This window comes from Arthrobacter sp. N1 (genome assembly GCF_048288285.1).
Classification (GTDB): domain Bacteria; phylum Actinomycetota; class Actinomycetes; order Actinomycetales; family Micrococcaceae; genus Arthrobacter_D.
This window is the reverse complement of the sequence record NZ_CP102608.1, coordinates 1,424,605-1,449,531: the sequence shown is the minus strand read 5'-3', so window position 1 is coordinate 1,449,531 and position 24,927 is coordinate 1,424,605. Positions and strand designations below refer to the sequence as shown.

At 70.6% G+C, this 24,927-nt stretch carries 20 protein-coding genes, 1 tRNA gene and 1 riboswitch; of the genes, 4 read left to right on the top strand and 17 right to left on the bottom strand.

Annotation, left to right across the window (positions count from 1 at the left end):
• Positions 1 to 38: 38 nt before the first annotated feature.
• Together NVV32_RS06460 and NVV32_RS06455 are read right to left on the bottom strand one after the other, a co-directional pair.
• The gene (locus tag NVV32_RS06460) at positions 39 to 941 is read right to left on the bottom strand and encodes a methylenetetrahydrofolate reductase (protein WP_055771925.1); all 903 of its coding nucleotides are present in this window, start codon (positions 939 to 941) and stop codon (positions 39 to 41) included.
• A 238-nt stretch (positions 942 to 1,179) separates the two neighbouring features.
• A complete protein-coding gene (locus tag NVV32_RS06455) occupies positions 1,180 to 2,364 on the bottom strand; it encodes an App1 family protein (RefSeq protein WP_422391754.1) in 1,185 nt (394 codons plus the stop codon).
• Between the two features lie 159 nt (positions 2,365 to 2,523).
• On the opposite strand from NVV32_RS06455, the gene NVV32_RS06450 reads away from it, so the two are divergent.
• The 4 genes from NVV32_RS06450 (at position 2,524) to NVV32_RS06435 (ending at position 6,351) form a co-directional block, all read left to right on the top strand.
• The gene (locus NVV32_RS06450) at positions 2,524 to 2,877 is read left to right on the top strand and encodes a hypothetical protein (RefSeq protein WP_422391753.1); all 354 of its coding nucleotides are present in this window, start codon (positions 2,524 to 2,526) and stop codon (positions 2,875 to 2,877) included.
• 228 nt (positions 2,878 to 3,105) lie between these two features.
• Positions 3,106 to 3,453 carry a hypothetical protein gene (locus NVV32_RS06445; protein ID WP_422391752.1) on the top strand — a complete coding sequence of 116 codons (348 nt, stop codon included), beginning with the start codon at positions 3,106 to 3,108 and terminating at the stop codon, positions 3,451 to 3,453.
• A gap of 139 nt (positions 3,454 to 3,592) precedes the next feature.
• The gene (locus NVV32_RS06440; protein ID WP_422391751.1) at positions 3,593 to 5,404 is read left to right on the top strand and encodes a hypothetical protein; all 1,812 of its coding nucleotides are present in this window, start codon (positions 3,593 to 3,595) and stop codon (positions 5,402 to 5,404) included.
• Between the two features lie 92 nt (positions 5,405 to 5,496).
• On the top strand, positions 5,497 to 6,351 hold the full coding sequence (locus NVV32_RS06435) for an HNH endonuclease (RefSeq protein WP_422391750.1): 855 nt from the start codon (positions 5,497 to 5,499) through the stop codon (positions 6,349 to 6,351).
• Between the two features lie 232 nt (positions 6,352 to 6,583).
• On the opposite strand, the gene NVV32_RS06430 is transcribed toward NVV32_RS06435, so the two are convergent.
• The 15 genes from NVV32_RS06430 to NVV32_RS06360 form a co-directional block, all read right to left on the bottom strand.
• Positions 6,584 to 6,656: transfer RNA gene (locus tag NVV32_RS06430), tRNA-Ala, on the bottom strand.
• Between the two features lie 97 nt (positions 6,657 to 6,753).
• On the bottom strand, positions 6,754 to 7,434 hold the full coding sequence (locus NVV32_RS06425; RefSeq protein WP_055772114.1) for a histidine phosphatase family protein: 681 nt from the start codon (positions 7,432 to 7,434) through the stop codon (positions 6,754 to 6,756).
• On the bottom strand, positions 7,431 to 7,841 hold the full coding sequence (gene rsfS, locus NVV32_RS06420; protein ID WP_055772117.1) for a ribosome silencing factor: 411 nt from the start codon (positions 7,839 to 7,841) through the stop codon (positions 7,431 to 7,433). Before rsfS ends, NVV32_RS06425 begins: the two co-directional genes overlap by 4 nt.
• Before the next feature lie 27 nt (positions 7,842 to 7,868).
• The gene (locus tag NVV32_RS06415; protein ID WP_422391749.1) at positions 7,869 to 9,251 is read right to left on the bottom strand and encodes a hypothetical protein; all 1,383 of its coding nucleotides are present in this window, start codon (positions 9,249 to 9,251) and stop codon (positions 7,869 to 7,871) included.
• Positions 9,252 to 9,333: 82 nt separating this feature from the next.
• Positions 9,334 to 9,993 carry a nicotinate-nucleotide adenylyltransferase gene (gene nadD, locus NVV32_RS06410; RefSeq protein WP_422391748.1) on the bottom strand — a complete coding sequence of 220 codons (660 nt, stop codon included), beginning with the start codon at positions 9,991 to 9,993 and terminating at the stop codon, positions 9,334 to 9,336.
• Between the two features lie 91 nt (positions 9,994 to 10,084).
• A complete protein-coding gene (locus NVV32_RS06405; RefSeq protein WP_055772123.1) occupies positions 10,085 to 10,321 on the bottom strand; it encodes a hypothetical protein in 237 nt (78 codons plus the stop codon).
• 107 nt (positions 10,322 to 10,428) lie between these two features.
• Positions 10,429 to 11,826, bottom strand: a complete 1,398-nt coding sequence (locus NVV32_RS06400; protein ID WP_422391747.1) for a glutamate-5-semialdehyde dehydrogenase — start codon at positions 11,824 to 11,826, stop codon at positions 10,429 to 10,431.
• 107 nt (positions 11,827 to 11,933) lie between these two features.
• A complete protein-coding gene (proB, locus tag NVV32_RS06395; RefSeq protein WP_055772128.1) occupies positions 11,934 to 13,097 on the bottom strand; it encodes a glutamate 5-kinase in 1,164 nt (387 codons plus the stop codon).
• Positions 13,098 to 13,101: 4 nt separating this feature from the next.
• Positions 13,102 to 14,685 (bottom strand): GTPase ObgE, encoded by a 1,584-nt coding sequence (gene obgE / locus NVV32_RS06390; protein ID WP_422391746.1) that lies wholly within the window; start codon positions 14,683 to 14,685, stop codon positions 13,102 to 13,104.
• A gap of 126 nt (positions 14,686 to 14,811) precedes the next feature.
• Positions 14,812 to 15,072, bottom strand: a complete 261-nt coding sequence (gene rpmA / locus NVV32_RS06385) for a 50S ribosomal protein L27 (protein WP_028280075.1) — start codon at positions 15,070 to 15,072, stop codon at positions 14,812 to 14,814.
• A 55-nt stretch (positions 15,073 to 15,127) separates the two neighbouring features.
• Positions 15,128 to 15,436 carry a 50S ribosomal protein L21 gene (gene rplU / locus NVV32_RS06380; protein ID WP_043444935.1) on the bottom strand — a complete coding sequence of 103 codons (309 nt, stop codon included), beginning with the start codon at positions 15,434 to 15,436 and terminating at the stop codon, positions 15,128 to 15,130.
• Positions 15,437 to 15,648: 212 nt separating this feature from the next.
• A complete protein-coding gene (gene thiD, locus NVV32_RS06375) occupies positions 15,649 to 17,229 on the bottom strand; it encodes a bifunctional hydroxymethylpyrimidine kinase/phosphomethylpyrimidine kinase (RefSeq protein ID WP_422391745.1) in 1,581 nt (526 codons plus the stop codon).
• A riboswitch (TPP riboswitch) is annotated at positions 17,221 to 17,334 on the bottom strand. It overlaps the preceding gene by 9 nt.
• A 176-nt stretch (positions 17,335 to 17,510) precedes the next feature.
• The gene (locus tag NVV32_RS06370) at positions 17,511 to 21,050 is read right to left on the bottom strand and encodes an Rne/Rng family ribonuclease (RefSeq protein ID WP_422391744.1); all 3,540 of its coding nucleotides are present in this window, start codon (positions 21,048 to 21,050) and stop codon (positions 17,511 to 17,513) included.
• Positions 21,051 to 21,463: 413 nt separating this feature from the next.
• Complete coding sequence (gene dxs / locus NVV32_RS06365) at positions 21,464 to 23,437, bottom strand: 1-deoxy-D-xylulose-5-phosphate synthase (RefSeq protein ID WP_422391743.1); 1,974 nt, start codon at positions 23,435 to 23,437, stop codon at positions 21,464 to 21,466.
• 130 nt (positions 23,438 to 23,567) lie between these two features.
• Positions 23,568 to 24,920 carry a class I SAM-dependent RNA methyltransferase gene (locus tag NVV32_RS06360; RefSeq protein WP_422391742.1) on the bottom strand — a complete coding sequence of 451 codons (1,353 nt, stop codon included), beginning with the start codon at positions 24,918 to 24,920 and terminating at the stop codon, positions 23,568 to 23,570.
• Positions 24,921 to 24,927 lie beyond the last annotated feature (7 nt).

The following is a 24,927-nucleotide window of genomic DNA, read 5'->3' as shown; positions in this document are numbered from 1 at the left end:
GGGCGCGGCCATCGATCGAGCCGGACCGGTCGGACGTGTCACAGCGAGGCGGCGAGGCCTGCTTCGGGCGGGCGTTCGAGGTCGAGCGCGTCCAGGACATCCAGCGCGGCGGCATGCTCGTTGAACGTGTACAGATGGATGCCCGGGGCGCCGTCGTCCAGCGCAGCCCTCGCGAGGCCCACCGTCGCGGTGACCCCGACCCGCCGTCGCTCCTCATCGGTGCGTGCGCCGTCGAGCTTCGCCCACAGGGTCTCGTCGACGTCCACTCCCGCGAGCCCGGCGAGCTTCTTCAGACGCCGTGTACTGGTGAGGGGCATGACACCCGGGATGATCGGGATGGTGACGCCCGCCCGCCGTGCCCGTGTCACGAGCCGGGTGTAGTCCGACGGCGTGAAGAAGACCTGCGTGATGGCGAAGTCGGCACCGGCCTCCTCCTTGGCGAGGAGGACCTCGATGTCCTGCTCCACGCTGGGCGAGTCGGGGTGGCGGGTGGCATAGGCGGCGACCCCGACCGAGACCCTGCCGGCGGCCAGCTGAGCGGTGCGCCTGCCCTCCACCTCGCGGATCAGGCGGACGAGGTCGTCCGCGTGCTCGACGTCGCCCGCAGCCGGCTCGAAACCCTCGGGGGCATCGCCCCGCAGGGCGAGGATCCCCCGCACCCCGCCACCGATCAGTCGCTCGATGATCTGCGTGAGCTCGGTCCGGCTCGTGCCCACGCAGGTGAGGTGCGCCAGGGGTCTCAGCGTCGTCTCGGTGAGCAGGCGCCGCAGCAGGTGGATGGCCGTCTCGCGGTTGCTGCCGGCTGCGCCGTACGTGACGGACACGAAGTCCGGGCGCGTGTCCTCCAGCCGGCGGATGGACGTCCACAGGGACTCCTCGGCGGCGGGATTCCTGGGTGGATACAGCTCGTAGGACAGGGCGGGATAGGTAGGTGGCGGCATGGGTCCTCTTCGTACGTGCCCGCAGCTGCGCCGTGCGCGCCGGGAACGATGGTGTGCAGGGGAACGACCGGCGCGGACACCGGCGGTACTGCGTACGAATGTCAGGCCCACATGGAGGCACCCACACTTCCTCGCGGAAGTCGCTGACCCGCTACCTCAGTAGCTGGACCACACGCTACGACACATGATCGGGACCATCAAGTGTGCGGCTGTTCATGACGCGGCCACACCGAGGGCGTCAGTCGGTGGTCCCGGGGACGTCGGTCTCCTCCGGGACGTCAGCGGACCGGACCTCGCTGCGGATGATGCCGAGTTCCTCGAGGCGGGCCGACATGCCCGCGCCGTCCGCAGCGTAGATCCAGGTGATGCCCGGGGTGTCCCGCATGCCCGACTTCGAGCGGCCGCCGGCCAGGACCGCCTCTCCGGCGGAGAGCTGCCGGATCGCGATGGCGCGCACGTTCTCCGGATGGCGCCGGGCGAACTCCGAGTAGATGGCCTCGTCGTGCTGGCCGTCGTCGCCCACCAGCAGCCATTTGACGCCCGGGAACTCCTCGGCGAGCCGCTCGAGGGAGGTGCGCTTGTGGTCCTGGCCGCTCCGGAACCAGCGGTCGCGGGTGGGTCCCCAGTCGGTGAGCAGCTTCGGTCCCGCCGGGTAGAGGTTGCGGGAGAGGAAGCGGGACAGGGTGGGCGCGACGTTCCATGCACCGGTCGAGAGGTACAGGACGGGGGCGGAGGGGATGGTCCGGACGATCCTCTCGTACAGGACGGCCATTCCGGGAGTAGGAGTGCGCGCGTGCTCGTCGAGCACGAAGGTGTTCCACGCGGCGAGGAACGGGCGCGGCAGGGCAGTGACCATGACCGTGTCGTCGATGTCGGACACGACCCCGAACCGGGTACCGTCCGCGACGATACGGACGGGCGCCTCGACGGTGCGCGACTGCCCGGACTGCACGGTGATGGTGTGCCATCCGGCGTCCAGGGACACCGGTATGCGGGCATCGACCACACCACCGCGGTCGGCCACGACGTCGTGCACCGCGTCACCGACGGTCACGTGCACGACGGCGTGGGCGACGGGTGCGCTGGTGAAGTTGCGCCAGCCGCGCATCCCCTCCTGCAGTGGCTTCAGCGGGCCGGACTCCGAGCCGCCGCCGGTGTCCCGCGGATCAGCGAGGACCACGCGGGCGAGAACCCGGACCCACGCCGTCGAGCCGTAGCCGGTGTAGGGGATCACCGTGTGCACCCGGCCGCGTCGGACAGCGAGACGGGTCTGGAAGCGCAGCCAGGCATCGTCGAGGCGCAACGCCAGGTGACGGTCCGTCGCCGGTTCCGGCGGCACGGCGTCCCGGTCGGCGCCGGGTGACGGTGCGGGAGCCGCCGACGCGTTGGCGGGATCCTGGGGACGGTCTGAAGGAGGACACATGCCTCCCAGTCTGGCACGACCCGCACCGGCCGACGAGGGGGCACTCGCCGAGGTCACGACCGGCTAACGACTTCACCCGGGAGGAGTACGCGGGTTGTAGCGGAGGGGCTCGGCTGCGACGCTGGGACCTCGGCTCGGCACACGATCATCGGGGGATGCATGGCACGGGAATGGGAATCGACCGCTCTCCGCGTCGAGGAGGAGCCTCTCCTGCGGGGCTGGGACACGGCCGCCCGCGACGACTTCGCGGGCTCCGCGGCGGACCTGGCGCATGCCATCGCGTTCGGCGCCGCGCAGGAGACCCTCGAAGCGGTAGCGGCCGGCGGCGGCACCCTGACCGCCCAGGACGCGCGCGCTCTGCACTTCGCCAATGAGATGGCCGAACTGCGTCACTACGGACCGCTGGTCGCCGTCGAGCAGGACAGCCCTGTGCTGGCTCCCGGCGTCCGGACACTGATCGACGGCATGGACGAACTGGGGCTGTGGCGGGATCGGCGGCCCTGGGCCCTCTGATGAAGGCCTGACCCTCGCGCCGTCCGACCGCCGGCCGACCGCGCCTCGAGCGAGCACGTGGCTTGGTCGCCGGCCAACCCATCCGTTCCCGTGACGGCTTCGAATGCGTGCTGGTCGGCGCCCTCTGCGCGGCCCGCCGCGCAGACGCGGCTCAGTATCGGCCCGGGCATCTGTGGAATGCCGTCGTAGGCCCGTATGAGGCGGTCTCTTTCGATGGATTCACGAGTCATGACCCAGCGCACGTCCCGGGTGTCGGTCTCGGCCCTGCCCCTCCTGCTGCACGTCCGCTGCGCACCCCGGATAGTCGTGCACCTCGCCGACGTCGCGCAGGCGGGTCGGGCGATCGTTTCCTCGGGCCGCTCCACCCTGCCGTTGCTCGTCGAGGTCTCGGCACTCAGGGAAGTGACCTGGGATGCCCGTGAGGCCATCCTCTCCTACCACCACCCCGCACGCGTCGCCATCCTCGGTTCCGACGCCGTCGACCTCGTCCTCACGGCCTTCACCGTCCGCTCGCCGATGACCATCAGGTTCTTCACCGAACGAGACGACGCCGTCCGATGGCTGCTGCGGCGTTGAATCTTGCGTTCCCGCCTGCGCACTCCCGAGGAGCGCGCAGTGTTCCTGCAAGTTTGGCGCAGGTAGAAAGGGCTTGACAGCACGACTGCGATGATCTGAGCGTGCCCGCTGGGGGCACACCTGTTAATCGAGGTTCCACATGCCCTTTCTCCGAGGCCCCTTCCTCCGGGCCCTCTCTCCCGTTCCTTCGGCTGTTCACGGCACGGCGCCGCGTCGCCGGGTGGCCCTCGCGCTGCTCCTGACGGCCGCCGCCCCGCTGGCTGCGCTGCAGGGTATCTCGCCCGCAGCGGCAGCGACCACGCCCTGCACGCCCATGAGACAGTCGGTCTACCAGAGCATCAACCCGACGACGACGGCCTCCCTCCTCACCACGTCCGCCACCGAGGCCGTCGACTCACGGTCCTCGGGCTTCACCGAGCTCAAGGGTCTGGTCTTCCGGGCCTCCAGCACCGCCGCGGCAGGACTTGTGCCGATCCACCGGCTGTTCCTCAACGGCGACTACTTGCTCCTTCCCGATGTCGCGGGAATCGACGAGTACGACACCGTGCAGTCGCGGTTGGGGTACAAGCACCAGAAGGTGGCGTTCTACGCTTCGCTCACGCCCGTTACGTGCGGTGTGGAAGTTCGCCGCTACCACCGCGCAGGCAAACACCGATTCAGTGTCTCCGCGGCAGACGGTCGGACGCTGCGGAGCGCCGGTTGGGCGGACGAGGGCGCCCGCTTCTGGGTAGCCCCGGTCACGACAACAGCCCCGGCTCCTGCTCCGGCTCCCACCACCGCCCCCAGTTCGGCTCCCACCACCGCCCCCAGCCCGGCTCCCACCGCCGCCCCGACAGTTGCTCCGACAGTTGCTCCGACTCCGGCGCCGACCGCTGTGTCGCCGCCGCCGGCTCCTGCTCCGACTCCTGTTCCCGTTCCGACTGTGCCGTCCGTCACCGTGCCTGCCGACTGGGTGCTGTGGAGCAGCATCGCGCGACCAGGAGACGACATCAACAGCGTCCTGGCCAAACCGGAACTCTCGGGGAAGATCCTCAAGCTGCCTGCCGGTGTCTTCGAGGTCAGCAACTTCCGGGACGCCTCGGTTGCCATCCGCGTGCCGAAGCAGGTCAAGGGAGTCATCGGGGAGGGCCGGGACACCATCCTGCGCATCAAACCCAACACCTCGACCTTCGGCGGCACTGTTCCTGCGCAGGGCACCGGTCAGACGAATCAGCTCTACGTGCTCCGCATGAACGAGGGACTCGTCCCGCAGGTCCTGTCCAACTTCTGGCTTCAGGGGACGCCACAGGGTCATCTGTTCAACGGCATCATGGTCGGCATGTCGAAGCCGGGCACGACCGTCGAGAACCTCCTGATTACCGGCATCGACGGTAACGCGGGGTCGCCTCCGGGCGAGACGTTCGGCCTCAACTGGTGGCGGGGAAGCGACTCCATCACCCGGGACATCGAGGTCGACGCCTACCAGTGGAGCGGCGACCGGTTCGCATCGAGGGTCCGGGGCGCGCAGGTCGGCGCGTCACCGATCGGGTACAACAGCCACGATCGGGGCAAGCTGTGGAATGCCTTCACGCACGACTCCCGCTTCGGCATGCCGACCTTCTGGCAGTCGAACAACTCGGAGACCTGGAATCTGCAGTCCATCCGCAACGTCATCGGCATCAATCACGAGGAGAGTTTCGGTACCGTTCACCACGAACCGGTCATGCACAGCTCCAAGACACGTCGTCACGTGAATTTCATGTCCTCCCGTGGGGACGGCGCGCTGACCATCATCGGCGCCACCAACGACGAGTGGATCAACCCGACGACGTCGGGACCGATCGGCAAAGGCAAGAAGATGCTCGTTCTCACACCGACGAACTACACGGGCCCGAACACCAACCGCATCGTCACGCCCCCGCGCATCCAGCACGGCAACGGCACGGCCGCTCCCTGGCTCTGGGCGCACTGAGCAGTAGACGAAACCCCTGAGCGACAGGAGAGGCCGAGCATTCGGCTTCTCCTGTCGCCGTCTACCTCGCCGATCGTGGCAGACTCGGCACCATGGTGGCCTTGATCATTGCGTGGAGCACGACGGGTCCGCAGTGGCCGGGGATCTACGCCGCTGATGCGGAGACGGTCCGGCGCACGGGCATCATCCGGCGGCACTGGCCGCTGCCAGGGCCTCCGGTCGCTCCCGTCGGGGCGGACGTCTGGCTGCTGATCGCGCACGGAGGACCCGCTATGCAGGGCATCGCGGGTCACGGCGTCGTCGCAGGCGTTTCTCCGGGGACGTCCGATGGACAGGGTATCGACGTCGACTTCGATCTCCTGGTGCAACACGGCGACCAGATTCCTTCGTCACTCCTCGAGAACACGGTGCAGGGCTTTCTCACATCGGCGGCCGCGTCCGGACTGTTGGACGACCGGCAGGCTGCAGGCCTGAGGAGCCTGTGGGCTGCGTCGGTCGTCCCGGCCCAGGGGGCAGTGCATCCGCCGCCGGGTGTCCTGCCGCCGCACCTCACCCGCCGCCTGATCGTGAATCGTTCCGAGTACGACGACGACCTGCGGCGCACTGCCCTCGCCCATCGGGGCTCGGCCTGTCATGCCTGTGGGCTCGACATGGAGTCGACGTACGGGGAGCACGGGCGGGACCTCGTCGCACTCCACCACACCACTCCCCTGGCGCATCTGACGGACCGGTATGACGTGGACCCGACAGCGGACCTGGTGCCCCTGTGCCCGAACTGCCACGTTGTCGCCCACAGCCGATGGCCGGTGTCCTATGGCGTGGAGGAACTCCGGACGATGCTTCGCAGCGGAGGCCACCTGCGCGGCGAGATCGTGACCGATGAGCAGCTCGCCGCAGAGGCCGCCGCTGAACGACTGCTGCGGGCGGACGGGACCCCTGGGACGTAGCTCAGGCGGTGGCCCCTCAGCCGGGACCACGCCCTTGCTGGCGGCCCTGCGGACACACCGCCAGCGGGCACCGCTCATTCGGCATCAGGCGTCGATCGCCGATTCGTGGCGGCTGCGCCGGCAGCGATCATCTGATCGAGGGGGTCGCCGTCGGGCGCGCGGCGACATTCGTCGCGGGCAACAAAAAACCGCCGGACTCAAGGGATTACCCTCGAGTTCCAGCGGTTCGTCGTGGAGCTAAGGGGATTCGAACCCCTGACCCCCTGCATGCCATGCAGGTGCGCTACCAGCTGCGCCATAGCCCCGTACTCACGCCGCTTCAGAAGGCTTTCACACCGCCGAAGCAACTTGTCCAGTGTAATGAATTCTGGCGGCAGCGCCAAATCGGCTGGGGCACCGAGGTCAACCCTCGATGGGCTCGGCCGGAAGGGAGCCCAGACCCACGTTGTGCTCCGTGAGTTGCCAGGAGAACAGCGCATCGCCCCGGTCTACGACTTCGTGCACCTCGGACCAGTGGCAGTTGGACAGGCCCGCCAAGGCCCCCCACCGTTCGGGCGGCAGCCCCATCAGCGCTGCCAGCGCAGCCCTGATCGCTCCCCCATGACTGACGACGACGAGCGTGCCGGCCGGTGCGATGCGTCCGACGGCCTCGGTCACCACCGCAAGCATCCTCCGTCCGACCTCGATGCGGTTCTCCGCACCACCCGCGCGGACGGTCGGGTCACCACCGCGCCAGGCAGCGTTGTCCTCGGCGAACTGCTCGTCGATCTCGGCGAAGGACAACCCCTGCCACCGGCCGGCATCCGTCTCGCGCAGCCGCTCGTCATAACTCACGGTCAGGCCGGTCCGCTCCGCCAGCGCGGCAGCGGTATCCGCCGCGCGACGCAGGTCCGACGAGATGATGGCTGCCGGATGGCGGGTCTCGAGCACCTCGGAAGCCCGCAGTGCCTGCTCGCGGCCCGTGGCATCGAGGTCGATGTCCTCCTGGCCCTGGAACCGTCCCGCATGGTTCCACTCCGTCCGCCCGTGCCTCCAGAAGATGACGCGACGAGCCCCGGGGTCAGCGTGTACGTGCCGCGTCACTCCGCGACGTCGCCGGACACTGCCGCCTGCGGCGAGCTCTGGAGCGTACCTTCGAGCTCCAGGTCCACGGACGGGCAGTCCTTCCACAGCCGGTCGAGCGCGTAGAACACGCGGTCCTCCTCGTGCTGCACGTGAACGACGACCTGCGCGTAGTCGAGCAGCACCCAGCGGCCCTCGCTGCGACCCTCGCGACGAACGGGCTTGAGTCCCTGCTTCGAGAGTTCCTCCTCGATGCCGTCGACGATCGCGTTGACCTGGCGCTCGCTCGGAGCGGAGGCGATCACGAAGACGTCCGTGATGGCGAGGCGGTCACTGACGTCGATGGCGACGATGTCCTGGGCGATCTTGTCCGCTGCCGCGTGCGCCGCGGTGCGGGCGATGCTGATGGACTGTTCGGTTGCGCTCACTGATCTCCTTGTGTGTGGCCAGCATTCTTACCCATTGAGGGAGCTGACTGTCATCATTATCCCGGTTGAAAGTGCGGCTGCGCCCATCCCGAGCAACGAGTACTGCAGGTAGCGTACGCGGCGCATCCGCCCGAGCCCCGCCGTCATCGCATCGAGGGGTTCCAGTCCGAAGGCGCTGCGTGCCTCGACGGGCCCGGACTTCGGCTCCCCGGCAGGGTCGGATGCCACGCGCGGATCCGTCTCCCCGGACCGGGCCGGCACGACCGTTGCTTCCCGCCCGGGCTTCGGCAGCACGATCGGGATGTGCGACGTCGCGGGCGCCCGGAGGATGGCCTTGCTGCCACCGGGCACCTGGATGTACTCGGGCGGCGCGACGATCGACAGGTTGTGGGCCGCCGCCGGGTCATTCGGGACGGGTGTGCGCGGCTGCATCTGCTCTGCCAGTTCCCTGACCCGCCTGGCACGCGCGTTGAGGACGGCGGCCCGCTCGGCCAGCGCCTTCTGCTGCGCCAGGACCTCCAGGTCGACCGTGAACGGATCCTTCTCGCCCTGCAGGAGGACGGCATGCCGCCGCGCGTCCTCGAGGAGCGCTTCGCGGGTCGCCGGGTCGTTCTCGATCGGCGTCCCGGCAGATCCTTCGGCCGCGCCGGCCTCATGCTGGCCGGTGTCGCCGGTGTCGCCGGTGTCGCCGGTGTCGCCGGTGTCGCCGGTGTCGCCGGGAGCCGGCAGCGCCGCTTGCGCCATCCTGCCCGTGTCGGTCTGTCGACGTCGGTCCCTGCGGCCGCCGGGTAACCGATCACGCGTGGACCCTGCGGTGGTCGAACCTGCGCGTGGCGGCAGGGGCTCGGAGGAGGGTCGGACGGCGGAGGAGTCCGCTGTGCCGTTCTCCTCGGCGGCCGGAGAGCCGGAACCGGCGAGCACCGGAGGTGCCTCGACGGCGTGCGACGGATTCACCGCGTCGGCCGCGCCGTCATCGTCGGTGTCGGTGGGGACATCGTCGGCCTGAGGGTGCCCCGTGGGATCGACGGCCCGCCCCTGCGCGAGCTGCAGCCTCAGCTGACGACGGGTGGGCGTCTCGACCCTCGCGCCGTCCTCCGTCCCTGCCGTCGCGCCCTCCATGAATGCACGCCTGGCCAGCATCGCTTCCCGGTCGCGGGCGCGGGCCCGCGCATCGCGCTCCTGGCGCCCCGCGGGAACGGCGTCCACCGGTGTACCGGCCGCTCTCCTGCTCCTGCGCGGCAGCTGCCGCGCAGGAGCTCCCCCGTCCGTCGCGGTCCCGGACCTGCCTCCTGCTTCGGCTTCGTCGATGGTTTCTGCTCCGGTTCCGGCAATGGTCCCTGCCGCGCCGGTGTCCACCACCGAACCATCGACCGGATCGTCCCGTGACGCCGACGCGTCGCTTCCTGCCATGACCGACTCCCCTGACTCGGCACGGTCCGCTTCGTGAGACCCGGAGACCCGTGCGTCGTCCATCATCCTGCTCGTTGCTGATTCACCCGGTGGGTCGTTGTGCGGAGCTGTGATCGCCCGCGTGCCTTCCCTCGGACGGGAAGACGTCTTCGTCGATCTCCGCCGACATGACTTCCTCGAGGTCGCCGACCCTGCGGTAGAGGCGGTGCTTCGCGATGTACTGCACCACGCCGTCGGGCACGAGATACCAGACGGGCTTGTCCTCGCCGACGCGCCGACGGCAGTCCGTGCTGGAGATGGCCATCGCCGGTACCTCCAGCAGGCTGACGTCGCGTCCCCCGCCGTTGAGTTCGTGCCCGGGCCGTGTCACACCGATGAAGTGGGCCAGGGACCACAGTTCCTCGGCGTTCTTCCAGGTGAGGATCTGCGACATCGCATCCGCGCCCGTGATGAAGAAGAGCTGCGCATCGGGCCGCTGGACCTTGAGGTCCCGCAGCGTGTCGATCGTGAACGTCGGTCCGGGCCGCTCGATGTCGACGCGGCTCACCGTGAAGCTAGGGTTCGACGCCGTGGCGACAACCGTCATCAGGTATCGGTGCTCGGCCGCCGTGACGTCCTTGTCCGCCTTCTGCCACGGCTGTCCGGTGGGGACGAAGACGACCTCGTCGAGATCGAAGACCGAGGCCACCTCGCTGGCAGCCACGAGGTGCCCGTGATGGATCGGATCGAAGGTTCCACCCATGACGCCGAGGCGCCAGGGTGAACCGTCACGATGTCGCTGCCGGGGCCCGCCCATGACGTCCCTCCGGTTGCTGTCCACGGGACCGGTACGGCTAGTGCCGGCCCGCTTCACCGTGGTCGTGGTTGTTGGCGTGCTGCTTGTGGGGATCGAGGTGCTCCTCGACGGCCTCGTGCCGGTTGCGCACGTTGGAGAAGGACACCGTAACGATCATGAGGGTCAGGAGGATGCCCATGGCGATCAGTCCGTACGCGATGGCGGGCATCGGGAGTTCGGTGTGGTGTTCCATGGCTTCGGTCGCCAGCAGTGCGCTGCCGAGGGAGTAGAGCATCGTGTGTCCTCTGTCGGGTCATGAACTGTCGGACCATTCGGTCCGGCGCGGGCATTACGTCCCATGGTACGCGCTCGGCCCCCGGGGCCTCCCCTCGGCCACGGCCTTCAGCGCCGGATCTGGCCCTCGCCCTGGACGATCCACTTGGTCGTCGTGAGCTCGCTGAGGCCCATGGGCCCGCGAGCGTGCATCTTCTGCGTGGAGATCCCGACCTCCGCACCCAGTCCCAGTTCCCCGCCGTCGACGAAACGGGTCGAGGCGTTCACCAGGACCGCTGCGGAGTCGACGCCGGCGACGAACTCCTCGGACGCCGCGAGGTCGTTGGTGATGATGGCTTCGCTGTGTCCCGTGCTCCACCGTCGGATGTGCGTGAGGGCCTCGTCGACGGAATCGACGGTCCGCACCGCGAGGTCGAGTTGCATGTACTCGCGGCCCCAGTCGTCATCGGTCGCTGCGGGGGCGTCGACCCCCTCTGGCAGCAGCGACCGGGCCCGATCGTCCACGTGCAGGGTGACACCGGCGCGGATGAGCGCGGCAAGCACGCCCGGTGCAGCCGCCGACCGGCTGTGGACGAGGAGCGTCTCGACTGTGTTGCACACACTGGGGCGCTGGGTCTTGGCGTTGAGCAGGAGGTCGACGGCCATCTCCTCGTCCGCGGACGCGTCGAGCAGGATGTGGACGTTGCCCTCACCGGTCTCGATGACCGGCACGCGCGCCGTCGTCACGACGGACTGGATGAGGTCACGGCCACCGCGTGGGATGAGGACGTCGATCCGACCGCGCGCGGCCATGAGGACCTGGGCACCGGCCCTGCCGTATTCGTCGATGGTGAGGACGGCGTCGTCGGGCAGCCCGTGGTCCTCGAGCGTGTCGCGGATGATGCCGATCAGCGCGGCGTTGGTCGCCTGGGCCGCGCTGCCGCCGCGGAGGACGACGGCGTTGCCGCTCTTGAGCGCCAGCCCGGCGATGTCGACCGTGACGTTGGGACGCGCCTCGTAGATCGCCGCGACGACTCCGAGGGGTACACGGACCTGCCGCATCCGCAGTCCGTTGGGCAGGGTCTCCGCACGCACCGCGGTGCCGACGGGGTCCGGGAGGGCTGCCAGCTGCGCGAGGGCGGCGGACAGCCCGTCGATCCGCACGGGGTCCAGGGTCAGGCGGTCGAGGAGATAGTCGGAGGTTCCGGCCGCACGGCCGCGTTCGACGTCGGCCCGGTTCGCTGCGAGGACGACGTCGCGGCGCGCCACGATCGCCTCGGCGATGGCCAGCAGCGCGCGGTCCTTGCGAGCCCTGGTGGCGCGGCCCAGGACGCGCGAGGCGGCGCGGGCCCGGTCGGTGATGGAGTGGACGGCCTCGGTCAGCTCGTCCGGTGACAGCGACGAGCCGGACGACGCGGGCGACGCGGACGACGCGGACGACGCGGACGACGCGGACGGATGGGTCGACGGCGATCGCTCGGCGTCGTCGTCGTTCTGCGTGGTGCGGGCGTCCTGGAGCTCGGTCATGCGGACAGTCTAGCGAGCTGCTCCGTCCGGGCCCGCGGGTCTCCGCTTCGTGACGCAGCCCTCAGCAGGGGCGGTGAAGGCCACACCGCCGCCCTGCCGCGGCTCGCTCAGGACGCTGCCGGTCCCTGCCGGAGGACCACGAGATCGTTGACGTGGACGACCGAGCGTTCGTACTCCGCGCCGAGCTCCTCGGCGAGGTCGTGGGTGGACCGGCCGAGCATGCGTGGCAGCTCGGACGAGCTGTAGTTGACGAGACCGCGGGCCACGACGGTCCCGTCCCCGGCGACCAGCTGCACCGGATCTCCGGCCTCGAAGGCGCCCGAGACGTCGACCACCCCGGCCGGGAGCAGGGACCGGCGCCGCTCGCCGACAGCGCGGACCGCACCGTCGTCGAGGACGAGCGTTCCGACCACCCGCGCCAGGTGGGCGAGCCAGAGGAGCCGGATCGGTTGGCGCTTGCCGGTGGCCGTGAACCACGTGCCGACGTCGTCCCCCCGCAGGGCGGCTGCCGCGTTCGTGGTGGACGTGACGAGCGCGGGGATGCCGGACGACGCGGCGATCGTGGCGGCCTCGACCTTCGTGACCATGCCGCCCGTCCCGACGCCGGCCTTGCCGGTCCTGCCGATGGTGACCCCCTCGAGGTCCAGCGGTGAGGCGACGAGGGGGATACGCCGGGCCCCCGCGCTGGGCGGGCCGTCGTAGAGGGCGTCGACATCGGACAGGAGCACGAGTGCCTCCGCCTTGACGAGGTGTGCCACGAGCGCGGCGAGGCGATCGTTGTCGCCGAACCGGATCTCGTGACTGGCGACGGTGTCGTTCTCGTTGACGATCGGTACCACCCCGAAATTGAGGAGGCGCTCCATGGCCCGGTGGGCGTTCGCGTAGTGGGAGCGCCGGATCAGGTCGTCAGCGGTGAGCAGGATCTGGCTCACGGTGATCCCGTGCGTGCCGAAGGCCTGCGAGTACCGTGCCATGAGCAGACCCTGCCCCACGCTGGCAGCGGCCTGCTGGGTGGAGAGCTGGGCCGGGCGTCGGGCCAGGCCCAGCGGGGCGAGGCCCGCCGCAATGGCACCGGAGGACACGAGGATCACCTCGGTCCCCCGTTCCCGCCGCTCGGCCAGCACGTCGGCGAGGCCTGTCAGGGCCTCGCCGGAGATGCCGCCCGTCACCGACGTGAGCGAGGACGACCCCACCTTGACGACGATGCGGCGTGCCGATGCGAGCCCTGCCCGATCGGCGGCGGGCCGCGGCCCGGACTGGTCCAGCGCCACGGTCCTAGCTCGGGGACTCGGCGTCGGCCTCCTGCTGGGCAGGGGCGGACTGCTTGCGGTTCTGCACCGACTCGGTCCAGATGCCGGCTTTGCGATCGGCTTCGAGCTCGGCGCGCGCCGCAGCCTTGGCGTCCTTGCGTTCCTGGTACTCCTCGCGCTTCTGCTCGCGCGTGGGCCGGATGTACTCCGCCAGTCGGAGATCGCTGCCGCGGGGACCCGCCAGCAGTTCGGCGCCGCCCATCATGGTCGGCTCCCAGTCGAAGACGACGCCGTCGCCCTCGCCGATGACCACCGTGTCGCCGGGCTTCGCGCCCGACTTGAACAGCTGCTCCTCCACGCCGAGCTTGGCGAGGCGGTCGGCGAGGAAGCCCACGGCCTCGTCGTTGGTGAAATCGGTCTGCTTGACCCAGCGCTCGGGCTTCTCGCCCAGCACGCGGAACAGCGGCAGCGCGTCCTTCTCCTCGTTGCGGATGCGGAAGGAGGCGGCATTGACGCCGCGGGGGCGCAGCACGGGGGGCGCCACCACGGGCGGAGCCGTGGCGACGGCCTTGCGGGCCGCCTCGACGATCTCCGCCATGGCGAAGCCCAGCTGGCGCAGGCCCTCGTGGCTCGATGCGGAGACCTCGAACACACGGTAGCCACGGGATTCGAGTTCGGGCCGGACGAAACCGGCCATGTCCTTGCCGTCGGGGACGTCCACCTTGTTGAGCGCGATCAGGCGGGGCCGCTCGTTGAGGGGCACGACGTCGCCGGCGGGGCCCGCGAAGCTCATGTCCACGGCGTACTTCTCGAGCTCGCGCTCGATGATGGCGAGGTCGTTGAGGGGGTCGCGGTCCGTCTCCAGCGCGGCGCAGTCGAGGACGTGCACGAGGGCCGCGCAGCGCTCGACGTGGCGCAGGAAGTGGTGTCCGAGCCCCTTGCCCTCGCTCGCACCCTCGATGAGTCCGGGGACGTCCGCGATGGTGAAGCGCGTGGAGCCCGCCTCGACGACGCCGAGGTTCGGGACGAGCGTCGTGAACGGGTAGTCCGCGATCTTGGGCCGGGCGGCCGACATCGCGGCGATCAGGCTGGACTTGCCCGCCGACGGGAAACCGACGAGGGCGATGTCCGCGATGGACTTCAGTTCCAGCACGACGTCGCGCTCGTCGCCCGGGATACCGAGGAGGGCGAAGCCGGGCGCCTTCCGCTTCTGGGAGGAGAGCGCGGCGTTGCCGAGGCCGCCCTGGCCGCCGGCAGCGGCGACGAACTCGGTACCCTCGCCCACGAGGTCGGCGAGGACCTCACCGTCCTTGGTCTTCACGACCGTGCCGTCGGGGACGGAGAGGATCAGGGTCTCTCCGCTCTTGCCGCCGCGCCAGTCGCCCATGCCGTTGCCGCCGTTGGTGGCGTGGCGGTGGGGGGCGTGGTGGTAGTCGAGGAGGGTCGTCGTCTGGTGGTCCACGCGAAGGATCACGTTCCCGCCGTCGCCGCCGTTGCCGCCGTCGGGTCCACCCAGGGGCTTGAACTTCTCCCGGTGGACGGACACGCAGCCGTGGCCACCGGTGCCACCGGATACGTGCAGGACGACGCGGTCTACGAAGCTCGCCACGTGGGTCTCCTTCTACAAGTACTTCACTGTGCCGAGTCTGATCGGCTTAAAAGAAGGTGGGGCGAGCCGAAGCGGCTCACCCCACCCGAATGCTGGTGCACGGTCGGTGCACGTCCGCGGCGCAGATTACTCTGCTGCGGCCCCTACGATGTTGACGACCTTGCGTCCGCGACGGGTACCGAACTCGACGGCACCTGCCTCGAGTGCGAAGAGGGTGTCGTCGCCGCCGCGGCCTACGTTGGCACCGGGGTGGAAGTGGGTGCCGCGCTGGCGAACGATGATCTCGCCGGCCTTGACGACCTGGCCACCGAAGCGCTTGACGCCGAGGTACTGCGCGTTCGAGTCGCGGCCGTTACGAGTGGAGCTTGCGCCCTTCTTATGTGCCATGGTGTGTGCCTGCCTTCGCTGAAGTGTCTAGGTGACCGATCGGTAGTCCGAAGGACTACGCGATACCTGTGATTTTGACGCGGGTCAGTTCCGAACGGTGACCCTGGCGCTTCTTGTAGCCGGTCTTGTTCTTGAACTTCTGGATGACGATCTTCGGTCCACGGAGATTCTCGACGATCTCGGCAGTCACGGAGACCTTCGCGAGGTCCTCCGCTGCCGAGGTGATCTTGGCGCCGTCGACCAGAAGGAGGGCGGGAAGCTTGAACGTGCTTCCGGCCTGACCGGTGACGCGGTCAAGGGTAACGAGGTCTCCTACAGAAACCTTTTCTTGGCGGCCGCCTGCGCGGACAATCGCGTACACCACTTGGGAACTCACTTCTCTCGACAATCTGACTTCTGATGAAAAAACTCGGGTGCGCCTCGAGCACGAACTGCTGCGCCGCACCGGGCCCGCTCTGTGCGTCGTCGACGCTGCTGCCCTGGGGCTGCCGGAGCCCGACCGGATTCCTGCGGGGCCGTGCCCCTCCGGGTTCCGGCGGACACGCCGTTAACAGGCGGATGCACCGAGGGTCAAGATTACGGCAGGACGACGCCTTCCCGCAAATCAGCGTGCTCGGTCGGCGCGGCGTCCGCGGATGGTCCGCGGTGCGCGTCGAAGAAGTCGCGCTCGTAGGTGGCGGACCAGCGGAACGCCAGGAGCATCGCATCCCGCTCGCCCGGCGAGGCGGCGCGGTGGGCTCGGTCGGCGATCAGCTTGGCCTCCGCGGTGGCCTCGACGAAGACGGGGTCGGCGTACGTCGCGATCCAGGCGCCATAGGGGTGGGCCGCCTCTGCCGCGCCGCCGTCCTGCCGCACCTGGTCCCGGACGTAGTCCCCCACCGCGGCATAGAGCCAGAAACAGGGCAGCACCGCGGCGACCAGCTCGGCGTAGGAGCCACGGGCCGTCGTCGCCACGAGATGGTCGCAATAGGCACGTGTGACGGGGCCGGGCAGGTCCGCGCCGCGCGGTCCGGGCTCCGTCCCGAGCCATGACCGGTGCAGCTCCGCCTCCGTCTCGAGGCACGAGGCGGCGCACCGGAGCCAGAACAGCTGCTCGGCCTCGGTCGGTGCCAGTGAGGCGGTACGGGCCAGCACGCCCGCGTACTCGCGGAGATAGAGGGCGTCCTCCCTCAGGTACCGCGCGAAGTCCGCCGCGGGCAGGCTGCCGTCGGTCAGCCCGACGACGAACGGGACCTGCAGGATCTCGCGCCGCAGGCCGGCGGTGTCCCGCCAGGCGAGGTCGGTGAACGGCTGCCGGTGGCGCGGATCCGGCAGCGCATGGAAATGGTGCACGGGCCCCGCGCCATGCCCGACCCGCAGGGATGCCGAGGCGCCGAGGGCTGCTTCGAGCCACGCCTTCGCTTCACGGACGGCGGCGGACCAGTCCCCGGTCACCGCGTACCGCGTGGCGATGGCGGACGAGAGCGAGCAGCCGGTCCCGTGCGTGTTGTCCGTGCCCACACGGCGTCCGTCGAACACGAGGGCGTCACCGGGGCGTCCGGCTCCCTCGCCCGGCAGGATCAGGGCATCGGGGCAGCGCGGCCCCGGCAGGTGCCCGCCCTTGACGAGGACGGCCGTCCCCACGCGTCCGGCGAGCTCCCGCCCCTGCCGTAGCGCCTCCTGCCAGGATCCTGCAGGTTCCACACCGATGAGGACGGCGAGCTCCGGGATGTTCGGGGTGACCAGGGACGCGCGGGCGGCCAGACGGAGAACGGCCCGTACGGCGTCGTCGTGGAGCAGGCGCGCTCCACTCGTCGCCACCATGACGGGATCGAGGACGACGGCGGCGGGCCGGACGCCGTCGAGCCAGCCGGCGACGCAGTCCGCGACCTCCTCGCTCCCCAGCATCCCGATCTTCACGGCATCGAGGAGGATGTCGTCGGACACTGTATCGAGCTGCCGGCGCAGGAACTCCACGGGCGGGGTGTGCACGCCTGTGACACCCATGGTGTTCTGGGCGGTCAGCGCCGTCACCACCGCGAGGGCGTACCCGCCGTTGGCACTGATGCTCTTGACGTCCGCCTGGATCCCGGCTCCCCCGCTCGGGTCGGATCCGGCGATGCTCAGGACGTTCGGGATGACCGTGTCCGGGCTCGTCGCTGCTCGGTGAGGTTCCATGGCTGACATCCCTCCGCTAGGCCCCGGACGCCGTGCGTCCGCTAGATCAGGTTCGACGGGTGTGATCTCAGCCCTGCATCCGGCAGGGCACCCCGTGTCACCGGTCAGCCTAGCGCAGCTCCAGGGCACCACGTCCCTGGCCGGCGGCAGGGGCCGGACGTCGAGCGTCGTGCCCTTGGTGCAGGCGATCCGCCGTCGCTCCCGGATCGGACCTCCCTGGACGCGGAAGAGGACCGGAGTCCCCTGGACCCCGGTCCTCTTCCGTCCTGCAGCGCCTGCTGCTACAGCTCCGAGGCGGGTACCCCGACGCCGAAGATCAACGGCTCTGCGGCACCGGTCGCGGGCGTCCGCACCGGAGGGTGGGCTCGAGCGACATGTCGCGTGCCCGACGGTTCGGCTGCGGCTTCGGCGCCCTGCGTCTCGATGGTGGTGTCCGCAGCACCCTGCGCGCTGCGGGCGACACGGCGGCGGGGCCGTGACCGGACGGCAGGAGCCTCCTCCGCCGCGGCCGGGGCCACCCGGGTGGTCCCGGCGGGAGCGGACGACGGCGCCACTGCGGCATCCGCCTCCGGTCCGGGCGCGCGCTGCGGGGCAGCCTGCCGCGCCTCGCCCGATACCGCCGTGCGTCCGAAGGCCTCGCTCAGGCTGTCGAGGGTCAGGCGGGTCGCCGGGGCGTCCGCCGTCTCCTCCGCGGCAGGACGACGCCGATGGGTGGCCCGCGGCAGGGTCACCGTCTCGCCGTTGATCGTCAGCACGGCCTCGGTGACCTGGATGTCCGCGTCGGCGGCCGCGACGTCGGTGTGTGCACCCCGATCACCGTGTGCCGCGGATTCCTCATGGGCGTGGTGCGTTGCCGCTGCGATACTCGCGAGTGCCGCTCGGGCCGCCTCGGCCTTCGCCGCGCGGTCGGGACTGTCCGCGACGGGCGCGGCAGGCGGCGTCACGAGGTCGTCCTGCTGGCCGCCACGTCCGCCGCGGTTCCGCTTGCGCTCGCTGCGGGACATCTTGTCCTGCCGCGACTGCTGCTGCTCGGGTGCAGGCAGAGCCCGGCGGTGCTCGACGGGCTCCATGTGCGTGACGACGCCGCGACCAGCACAGTGCTCGCAGTCCTCGCCGAAGACCTCCAGCAGCCCGGTCCCCATGCGCTTGCGCGTCATCTGGACGAGGCCGAGCGAGGTGACCTCCGCGACCTGGTGCTTGGTCCTGTCGCGCCCGAGGCACTCCACGAGGCGCCGGAGCACGAGGTCGCGGTTCGCCTCGAGCACCATGTCGATGAAGTCGATGACGATGATCCCGCCGATGTCGCGCAGGCGCAGCTGCCGCACGACCTCCTCGGCGGCCTCGAGGTTGTTCTTGGTGACGGTCTCCTCCAGGTTGCCGCCGCTGCCGGTGAACTTCCCCGTGTTGACGTCGACCACCGTCATGGCCTCCGTCCGGTCGATCACCAGTGATCCGCCCGAGGGCAGGAACACCTTCCGCTCGAGGGCCTTGGCGATCTGCTCGTCGATGCGCGACGCCGCGAAGATGTCCTCCTCGCCCGTCCACTTCTCCAGCCGGCCCACCAGATCGGGCGCCACGTACATGACGTAGGCCTCGATGGTGTCCCAGGCGTCCTCACCGGAGACGACGAGCTTCGAGAAGTCCTCGTTGAAGACGTCGCGGACCACCTTGATGGTGAGGTCGGGCTCGCCGTACAGGAGCTCCGGCGCGAGGGTCTTTGTCGAGCCGGACTTGCGCTCGATCTCCTCCCACTGCGCGCGGAGCCTGTTGATGTCGTGCGTCAGCTCTTCCTCGCTGGCACCCTCGGCCGCCGTGCGGACGATCACGCCCGCGTTCTCCGGCAGGCGGTCCTTCAGGATGCGCTTCAGGCGGTTGCGCTCGACGTCGGGGAGCTTGCGCGAGATGCCCGTCATGGAGCCGCCGGGCACGTAGACCAGGTAGCGGCCGGGCAGCGAGATCTGGCTGGTCAGGCGGGCGCCCTTGTGGCCCACCGGGTCCTTCGTGACCTGGACGAGCACCGGGTCGCCGGACTTCAGGGCGAGCTCGATCCGGCGCGGCTGCCCGTCGAGGCCGGCGGCGTCCCAGTTCACCTCGCCGGCGTACAGGACGGCGTTGCGGCCGCGCCCGATGTCGACGAAGGCCGCCTCCATGCTGGGGAGCACGTTCTGGACCTTGCCGACGTACACGTTGCCGATCAGGGAGTCCTGCTGGGTGCGGGACACGAAGTGCTCCGCCAGGATGCCGTCCTCGAGCACGCCGATCTGGATGCGGTCGTCGCTCTGGCGCACGATCATCTGCCGGTCCACCGACTCACGGCGCGCGAGGAACTCCGCCTCGGTGATCACCTGGCGGCGTCGGCCCGTGTCACGCGACTCGCGGCGGCGCTGCTTCTTGGCTTCGAGGCGCGTGGAGCCGCGCACACTCGTGACGCGGTCCGAGACGGGTTCGCTGGACTGGCGCGGTGCGCGGACGCGCGTGACGGTGTTGGGCGGGTCGTCGTCCTCGCCACCGGTGAGTTCGAGATCCTGGTCACCGCGGCGGCGGCGGCGACGACGACGCGAGGTGACGGCGGTGGAGGCATCCGGCCCGTTCGCCTGCGGGGCATCGTCGGAGCCCTCGGCGTCGGACCCGTCCTCGGCGGCACCGGTCGCGGAATCCGCGGCAGCGTCTCCGCGCGTGCGGTTCCTGGTCCGGCGGCTACGACGCGAGCGACGGCCGGCATCCTCGGTGTCGTCCTCCTCGGAGTCGTCGTCCCGGGGCGCCGCGACCTTGACGGACGGCACGGTGACGGTGGTGAGGTCGGGCGCGTGGAACAGCAGGGACAGCGGGGATTCGGGGACGGCGAACGGGTCGAAGCGGTGGGTCGAGCTGTCCGCTGCCTCCTCGGTCACGTCGGCCGGATCCTCGCCGGCGGCGACGTCCGGCTGGTTGCTCGGCTGCCCGGCAGGCTCGGACGATACTCCGGTCGCGGGTGCGTCCGCCTGTGCCGCTGCGTCGACCTGCCCGTCGCCCTGCCCGTCGCCCTGCGTCGCGGCGCGGCCGGACCTCCGGGAGGTGCGCCGTGTCGCCGGGCGGGTCGCTCCGGTCTCGGTGGCGGTGTCCGGCGCTGCACTGTCGGGCGCGGCCGCAACGACGTCCGTCGGGGCGGAGGCGTCGGGGACGGTGTCCGTCGTCGGTGCTTCCACGGGCTCGGAGGCGCGACGGCTGCGGGTGCGGGTGGCGGTCCGCCTGGTGCGGGCGGGCTTCTCCTCGGCACCGGACGAGGTGTCTCCGTCGCCCACGGTTGCGCCCGACGCCGTTGCGTCGACGGGTGCCGCAGCGCTGTCGGACGACTCGGTGGACTCGGGGGGAGCGGCGGCCGCGGCACTGCCTGCCCCGATCGTGGTCGGCGCGGCGGGCTCGACGGCACGGGCCGGTCCGGCCTCCGCTGTCGCGGCACGACGGCGGGTCCGGGGCGCGCGTGCAGGTGCTGCACCGTTCTGCGCCCCTGCCTCGGTGGAGATCGCCGAGGGCAGAGCGGACTCGGCCCCGACGGATGCGTCGGCAGGGTCCGCGACGCCCGCGGCAGGGGCGGCAGCCGGCGCAGCGGTCTCGTCGGTGACGACGACCGGCTTGCGGACGCGGGTCGCCCTCTTCCGCACGGGGGCCGCGACGGCCTCGGGGGCCCCCTCGGGCGGCGCAGGTGGGGCGCCTTCCGGCGCGCTGGCCGCCCGGCGCTTCCTCGGGGCCTTCGGCGGGGCGGTGTCCGCCGCGACCTCCGGAGTGGTCACCGGCGCGTCCGTGCGGTCCTGTTCGTTCCCCTGCAGTTCTGACTGATCCATGGGTCTCGCTCCAAACCCCTGCGGCGCCGGCCACATTCCGGCACCCACCAGGGTGGTATGTCGGCCGGCCGCGGGCCCTTCGCCCGGCGGCAGACCGGAAGTCGTTGTCATGTCGTCCGAGGTCACACCGTCAATCGGGTGCGGAATCACTCGGAGACCAGTGGCGCTTTTCCACCTCAGCCGCCCTTGCGGACGGTGGGTCCCCCCAGCGGATTCCGCCTCCTTCCGCCGGTGGGGCGGACTCGGGAGGGCAGAAGCATCGCTCGCGGAACGGAAGCCTGTCACTGGACCGGCGGGGGAATGTGGTTCCCTCTCCGGCCTTCGTCATTGTCTCACACCACCCCCCGGAAGGACCGTTGCGCCGGGCCGGACGTGCTCGCGGGGCCGCGCCGCGCCCGCGGAGCCCGACGAGCTCAGCGCTGGGGGAACTGACCCGTCGCCGGGGCCGTGTCCTCGGCCAGCGGGCGCGCGACCGGCACCTTCGTGCCGAGGACCTGCGCGACGACGTCGTGCGTGATCTGCTGCGCGGTCAGCCCCACGCGCTCCAGCACCTGGTTGCGCGAGCCGTGGTCGAGGAACTCGACCGGGAGACCCACCTCGTTCAGCGCGGTGTCGACCCCGGCCGAGCGCATCTCCTGGCGGATGCGCGACCCCACGCCGCCTGCGCGGACGCCGTCCTCGATGACGATGACGATGCGGTGCTCGGCAGCGAGGTCGATGACCGACCGTCGGACGGGGAGCAGCCAGCGCGGGTCGATCACGGTGGAACTGATGCCCTGGGCGCCGAGCCGGTTCGACACGTCGAGCGCGAGCTCACTCATGGCCCCGACGCTCACGATCAGGACGTCGTTGTGGCGTGAGCCCGCGGGCCGGCGCGAGAGCACGTCCACGCCGTCGTCGAGTCGCTCGACCGCCTCGACCTCCGCACCGACCGACCCCTTGGAGTAGCGGACCACACTGGGCGCGTCGGAGATCGCGACGGCCTCGCGCAGCTCCTCACGGAGGCGGGAGGCATCCCGCGGAGCGGCGAGGTGCAGGCCGGGCACTGCCTGCAGCAGGGCGAGGTCCCACATGCCGTGGTGGCTGGCGCCGTCGGGCCCGGTGACGCCGGAGCGGTCGAGGACGACAGTGACGCCGGCCCTGTGGAGGGCCACGTCCATCAGCAGCTGATCGAACGCCCGGTTGAGGAACGTCGCGTAGAGCGCGATGACGGGGTGGAGCCCGCCGAAGGCCATGCCGGCCGCACTGGTGAGGGCGTGCTGCTCGGCGATGCCGACATCGAACACGCGGTCCGGGTGCCGCGCGGCGAAGCGGTGCAGGCCGACGGGGATGAGCATGGCGCCGGTGATGCCGACGATGTCCGGACGCTCGTCCGCGATGTCCGCGATCTCGTTCGCGAACACCGAGGTCCACGACTGCTGGCCCGCGGCGTCGACGGGTTCGCCCGTCTCCGGGTCGATGATGCCGACGGCGTGGAACTGGTCGGCCTCGTGGGCGCGGGCAGGAGCGTAGCCGTGACCCTTCTCGGTGATCGCATGGACGATCACGGGCCCCTCGTAGTTCTTGGCGAGGTGCAGCGCCTGCTCGACGGCTGACTGGTCATGACCGTCCACCGGGCCCACGTACTTCATCCCGAGGTCCTCGAACAGGCCCTGGGGCGCCCACCAGTCCTTGATGCCCTTCTTCATGGCGTGGAGGCTCTTGTAGCTGAACTCCCCGACCGGTCCCCCGTTCTGCATGCGGAGCTTGACCCAGTCGAGCGTGCGCTCGTAGACGCGGTGGGTGCGGACGGAATCGAGCGTGGGACGCAGCGAGGCGAGATAGTCGGCGACTCCGCCGATGGTGGGCGCGTAGGACCGGCCGTTGTCGTTCACCACGATGACCACGCGCCGGCGCTTGTCGGCGGCGATGTTGTTGAGGGCCTCCCACGCCATGCCACCGGTGAGCGCGCCGTCGCCGACGAGCACGACGGTGTAGCGATCACCTTCGCCATTGAGGGCGCGGGCGCGCGAGATGCCGTCGGCCCAGGAGAGGGAGGAGGAGGCGTGGGAGCTCTCGACGACGTCGTGCACCGACTCCGCGCGGGAGGGGTACCCGGAGAGGCCGCCCTGCTGGCGGAGGGTGCTGAAATCCTGACGCCCGGTCACGAGCTTGTGCACGTATGACTGGTGGCCGGTGTCGAAGATGATGCTGTCGCGCGGCGAGTCGAAGACGCGGTGGATACCGAGCGTCAGCTCGACGACGCCGAGGTTGGGACCGAGGTGTCCCCCGGTGCGGGACACGGTGCTGACCAGGAAGCTGCGGATCTCCTTCGCCAGGGCCGTCAGCTGCACGGCGGTCAGTTTGCTCAGGTCCTGCGGGCCGTTGATCGTCTCCAAGAGTCCCATCGGCGCCTCCTCGCTTCGTTCGGCACGGGCGGTCGACCACCCGTGATTGACCTTAACCCTAACGTTCGGGCTTCCCCAGGGGTGCCATTGACGGCGCGGCACCCGCGGGGCTTGCGTCCCTTCCGAACCGTCAGGCGGCAGGCGGCAGCAGACGGGCGAAGGACTCCAGGTGGTGGGTGTGCGGGTACAGGTCGACGACGCGAAGGCTGTCCAGCGTCCAGCCTGCCGCGTGGAAGTAGCCGAGGTCGCGCGCGAAGGACGCGGGGTCGCACGAGACGTACCCGACGGCCCGCGGACGGGCGGCGGCGATCTGCCGCACCACCTTCTTCCCCGCACCCGCACGCGGCGGGTCGAGCAGGACGATGTCGAGCCGGTCCGTCCAGCGTCCGAGGACGGCGTCGACCCTGCCCTGGACGATCGACACGTGGCCCTGTCCGTGGAGGTTGCGGCGCGCGTCCCGGCTGGTGCCCGCCGATCCTTCGACCGAGAGGACCGCACCGTCCGGTCCGACGGCGCGCGCCATCGGGACGGTGAAGAGGCCGGCGCCCGCATAGAGGTCGGCGACGCGCTCGCCGGGCGAGGGGACGAGTCCGTCCAGCACCGCCGACACGAGGGCTTCCGGCGCACCGCGGTGGATCTGCCAGAACCCGGCGCCGGTGACCCGGTAGTCGGTACCGAGCACCGATTCCTGCAGCCAGGTGCGGCCCTTCAGCCGTTCCACCTGGCCGGATCCCGGATCGAGGACCCCGACGGACGCGCCGTCGATCGATGCGGCGACGGTGCCGACGCGCTTCGGTGTGGTGCCCGCTGCGGGGACGAGCAGCACCAGAGGCTCCCCGCCGCCGGAGGGGACGGCGACATCGACGCGCTCGATCCCGCTGAGATCGAGGGTCCACAGGCGCAGCGCGTTGACCGGCCCGACGGCGAGGGGCATCTCCTGGACGGGCAGGACCTCGTGCGAGCGGTGGAGATGCATCGCGAGCCGGCCCGCGGCGTCGACCGCGAAGGCCGCACGCGTCCGCCAGCCCAGGCCGTCCTCCGACTCCCCGGGCGCCGGCTCCACGACGACGGCGCGGTCGGTCCCCGCGAGCCGCGAGAGCTGCTCCTCGACGACGGCGGCCTTGAGCCGCCGCTGCTCCGCCAGGTCGATGTGTCCGAATTCCGCGCCGCCCACCGCCGAGCGCCCGCGGGCGGCGGCGCGCAGGGCATCCGCGACGGGCCACACATGGTCCACGCGATGGGGCGAGGCCTCGAGGACCTCGACGACGTCGGCCCGCCAGAAGCTGGCGTCGTCGGACGTGTCGGTGAAGCGGACCCGCACGCGCTCACCGGGCAGCGCGTGCCGGACGAAGACCACGCGGCCCTCGTGCCGTGCGACGAAGTGCCCGCCGTGCGCGGGGCGTCCGATGGTCAGCTCCGCGGTGGGCGGACCGGCCTGCTCCCCCGTCGACGGGGCGGCGGCGGCTGGTACTGCGTCGGTCATGGTGTCT

Excerpts from the sequence above, each read along its gene's own strand:
- NVV32_RS06460 (WP_055771925.1), bottom strand. The coding sequence starts at position 941 with ATGCCGCCACCTACCTATCCCGCCCTGTCCTACGAGCTGTATCCACCC.
- NVV32_RS06455 (WP_422391754.1), bottom strand. The coding sequence starts at position 2,364 with ATGTGTCCTCCTTCAGACCGTCCCCAGGATCCCGCCAACGCGTCGGCG.
- NVV32_RS06450 (WP_422391753.1), top strand. The coding sequence starts at position 2,524 with ATGGCACGGGAATGGGAATCGACCGCTCTCCGCGTCGAGGAGGAGCCT.
- NVV32_RS06445 (WP_422391752.1), top strand. The coding sequence starts at position 3,106 with ATGACCCAGCGCACGTCCCGGGTGTCGGTCTCGGCCCTGCCCCTCCTG.
- NVV32_RS06440 (WP_422391751.1), top strand. The coding sequence starts at position 3,593 with ATGCCCTTTCTCCGAGGCCCCTTCCTCCGGGCCCTCTCTCCCGTTCCT.
- NVV32_RS06435 (WP_422391750.1), top strand. The coding sequence starts at position 5,497 with ATGGTGGCCTTGATCATTGCGTGGAGCACGACGGGTCCGCAGTGGCCG.
- NVV32_RS06415 (WP_422391749.1), bottom strand. The coding sequence starts at position 9,251 with ATGGCAGGAAGCGACGCGTCGGCGTCACGGGACGATCCGGTCGATGGT.
- nadD (WP_422391748.1), bottom strand. The coding sequence starts at position 9,993 with ATGGGTGGAACCTTCGATCCGATCCATCACGGGCACCTCGTGGCTGCC.
- NVV32_RS06405 (WP_055772123.1), bottom strand. The coding sequence starts at position 10,321 with ATGCTCTACTCCCTCGGCAGCGCACTGCTGGCGACCGAAGCCATGGAA.
- NVV32_RS06400 (WP_422391747.1), bottom strand. The coding sequence starts at position 11,826 with ATGACCGAGCTCCAGGACGCCCGCACCACGCAGAACGACGACGACGCC.
- rpmA (WP_028280075.1), bottom strand. The coding sequence starts at position 15,072 with ATGGCACATAAGAAGGGCGCAAGCTCCACTCGTAACGGCCGCGACTCG.
- thiD (WP_422391745.1), bottom strand. The coding sequence starts at position 17,229 with ATGGAACCTCACCGAGCAGCGACGAGCCCGGACACGGTCATCCCGAAC.
- NVV32_RS06370 (WP_422391744.1), bottom strand. The coding sequence starts at position 21,050 with ATGGATCAGTCAGAACTGCAGGGGAACGAACAGGACCGCACGGACGCG.
- dxs (WP_422391743.1), bottom strand. The coding sequence starts at position 23,437 with ATGGGACTCTTGGAGACGATCAACGGCCCGCAGGACCTGAGCAAACTG.
- NVV32_RS06360 (WP_422391742.1), bottom strand. The coding sequence starts at position 24,920 with ATGACCGACGCAGTACCAGCCGCCGCCGCCCCGTCGACGGGGGAGCAG.